At 52.4% G+C, this 3,684-nt stretch carries 1 rRNA gene; it reads left to right on the forward strand.

Going from position 1 to position 3,684, the window contains the following annotated elements:
- Positions 1-117: 117 nt before the first annotated feature.
- Positions 118-3,579 (forward strand): 23S ribosomal RNA (locus Tfer_RS15450).
- Positions 3,580-3,684: the final 105 nt, after the last annotated feature.

Raw genomic sequence — 3,684 nt, forward strand, 5'->3', positions numbered from 1 at the left:
GCACGAAATGTTCTTTGAAAACTAAACAGAGTAGGCAAGAAACCGAGCGCGAGAGCGAGAGGAAGAACTACCGAGAGCTGTGAAAGGTTGAGGCTGTTGTAGTACAACAGACGATTAGGTCAAGTTAGTAAGGGCGTACGGTGGATGCCTAGGCGCCAGGAGCCGAAGAAGGACGTAGAAAGCTGCGAAAAGCCACGGTGAGCCGCAAGCAGGCGTAGACCCGTGGGTGTCCGAATGGGGGAACCCGGCGGGGTTAATACCCCGTCACCCTGTGCTGAACCCATAGGCACAGAGGAGGCAACCCGGGGAACTGAAACATCTAAGTACCCGGAGGAAAAGAAAACAACAGTGATTCCGTAAGTAGCGGCGAGCGAACGCGGAGGAGCCCAAACCCTCCTGGAGGTTAGAGGTTAGAAGTTAGAGGTTAGATTAAGAAGGAATTGGCGGAAGCGAATTCCAACACAATCCAACTTCCAACATCTAATTTCCAACCTCTAGGAGGGGGTAGCGGGACTCTCGTTAAGGCTAAGGAACCTAGCCGAACCGTCTGGAAAGGCGGAGCACAGAAGGTGACACTCCTGTAGGCGAAAGGGGAAATAGCTGAGAGAGGATCCCAAGTACCACGGGACACGGGGAATCCCGTGGGAATCAGGGAGGACCACCTCCTAAGGCTAAATACTCCCTGGCGACCGATAGTGAACAAGTACCGTGAGGGAAAGGTGAAAAGCACCCCGGGAGGGGAGTGAAAGAGAACCTGAAACCGTATGCTTACAAGCAGTCGGAGCGCCATAAGAGCGTGACGGCGTGCCTTTTGTAGAATGAACCGGCGAGTTACGGTAGCTAGCGAGGTTAAGTACTTAAGGTACGGAGCCGCAGGGAAACCGAGTCTGAAAAGGGCGTTAAGTTAGTTGCCGTAGACCCGAAACCGGGTGATCTACCCATGTCCAGGGTGAAGCTAAGGTAAGACTTGGTGGAGGCCCGAACCGACCGACGTTGAAAAGTCGGCGGATGAGGTGTGGGTAGGGGTGAAATGCCAATCGAACTCGGAGATAGCTGGTTCTCCCCGAAATAGCTTTAGGGCTAGCCTTAAGGGATGGTTTATGGAGGTAGAGCACTGAATGGGCTAGGGGCCCTACCAGGTTACCGAACCCTATCAAACTCCGAATGCCATAAACTTACCTTAGGAGTCAGACTACGAGTGCTAAGATCCGTAGTCGAGAGGGAAACAGCCCAGACCGTCAGCTAAGGTCCCAAAGTCCGTGCTAAGTGGAAAAGGATGTGGGATTGCACAGACAACCAGGATGTTGGCTTAGAAGCAGCCATCATTTAAAGAGTGCGTAATAGCTCACTGGTCGAGTGGCCCTGCGCCGAAAATGAACCGGGGCTAAGCACGGCACCGAAGCTACGGCTTACTGGAGGTTAGATGTTAGAGGTTAGAAGTTGGAACCGAGGTGAGTGGAGATGATACAAAGCTATCGAGACCTTGAAATATATAAGAGGTCATACGAGTTAGCATTAGATGTACATCGACTAACATTCACCTTGCCAGAAACAGAAAAGTATGAGTTAAGCAGTCAGATTAGGAGGGCAGCAGTGTCCATACCGTTAAATATAGCGGAGGGATACGGGCGCAAAGACTCAAAAGCAGAATTCAAGCACTTTTTAAGAAATGCATTGGGGTCATGCAATGAGATGCGAGTTCTAATCGACATGTGTAAGGACTTAGGATATTTTGAAGAAAAAGTATATCTAAGTTTAGCTGAAGAGTACGAAGTACTTGGTAAGCAAATAAATAAACTCATACGGACCTGGAAATAGTCCAACATCCAACTTCCAACATCTAACCTCCAGTAGGGGTAGGGGAGCGTTCTGTACACGTCGAAGGTATACCGTGAGGAGTGCTGGAGAGTACAGAAGAGAGAATGCCGGTATGAGTAAGCGAGAAGGCAGGTGAGAATCCTGCCCGCCGGAAGCCTAAGGATTCCTGGGGAAGGCTCGTCCGCCCAGGGTAAGCCGGGACCTAAGCCGAGGCCTAAGGGCGTAGGTGATGGGAAATCGGTTGAGAATCCGATGCCACCCACAGCCGTTTGAGGAAGGGATGACACAGGAGGGTAGGCTAAGCCAGCGGATGGAAGAGCTGGTCCAAGCGAGTAGGGCGTGTGGTAGGCAAATCCGCCACACATAGAGCCTGAGACGTGAAGGGGAACGAAATTAGAGTAGTGAAGTAGCTGATCCCACACTGTCGAGAAAAGTCTCTAACGAGGCGAGTGGGTGCCCGTACCGCAAACCGACACAGGTAGGTAGGGAGAGAATCCTAAGGCGCGCGAGAGAACCCTTGTTAAGGAACTCGGCAAAATGACCCCGTAACTTCGGGAGAAGGGGTACCTCAGTATTGTGAAGGTAGAGCAACCGGAGCAAGAAGAGGTCGCAGAGGAGAGGCCCAAGCGACTGTTTACCAAAAACACAGGTGCCTGCTAAGTGGAAACACGACGTATAGGTGCTGACGCCTGCCCGGTGCTGGAAGGTTAAGAGGAGGGGTTAGCCTGAGAGGGCGAAGCTCTGAATTGAAGCCCCAGTAAACGGCGGCCGTAACTATAACGGTCCTAAGGTAGCGAAATTCCTTGTCGGGTAAGTTCCGACCCGCACGAAAGGCGTAACGATTTGGGCACTGTCTCAACAAGGGGCTCGGTGAAATTGTAATACCCGTGAAGATGCGGGTTACCTGCGACAGGACAGAAAGACCCCGTGGAGCTTTACTGTAGCCTGACATTGGATTTTGGTACGTCATGTACAGGATAGGTGGGAGACAGAGAGGCATGGACGCCAGTCTGTGCGGAGTCGTCGGTGGGATACCACCCTTGAGGTATTGAAGTTCTAACCCACGTCCGTAAGCCGGATGGGGGACAGTGTCAGGTGGGCAGTTTGACTGGGGCGGTCGCCTCCCAAAGAGTAACGGAGGCGCCCAAAGGTTCCCTCAGACTGGTTGGAAATCAGTCGTAGAGTGTAAAGGCAGAAGGGAGCTTGACTGCGAGACCGACGGGTCGAGCAGGGACGAAAGTCGGGCTTAGTGATCCGGTGGTTCCGAGTGGAAGGGCCATCGCTCAACGGATAAAAGCTACCCCGGGGATAACAGGCTTATCTCCCCCAAGAGTCCACATCGACGGGGAGGTTTGGCACCTCGATGTCGGCTTATCGCATCCTGGGGCTGAAGTAGGTCCCAAGGGTTGGGCTGTTCGCCCATTAAAGCGGTACATGAGCTGGGTTCAGAACGTCGTGAGACAGTTCGGTCCCTATCCGTCGCAGGCGCAGGAAACTTGAGAGGAGCTGTCCCTAGTACGAGAGGACCGGGATGGACAGACCGCTGGTGCACCAGTTGTCTCGCCAGAGGCACAGCTGGGTAGCTATGTCTGGAGCGGATAAGCGCTGAAAGCATCTAAGCGCGAAACCGACCTCAAGATAAGGTTTCCCATGGAGTTAATCCAGTAAGACCCCTGGCAGACTACCAGGTAGATAGGCCGGGAGTGTAAGTACAGTAATGTATTGAGCTAACCGGTACTAATAGGTCGAGGACTTGACCTAAGGCCTGAAACAGGAGGTAGTGAAAACCTCAGGTTTCTGCTCTACTCTGTCTAGTTTTGAGAGAACAGTTGATAGTTGACAGTTGGCAGTTGACAGTTAACAGTT

The sequence above is a fragment of the Thermincola ferriacetica genome (assembly GCF_001263415.1).
Lineage (GTDB): Bacteria > Bacillota > Thermincolia > Thermincolales > Thermincolaceae > Thermincola > Thermincola ferriacetica.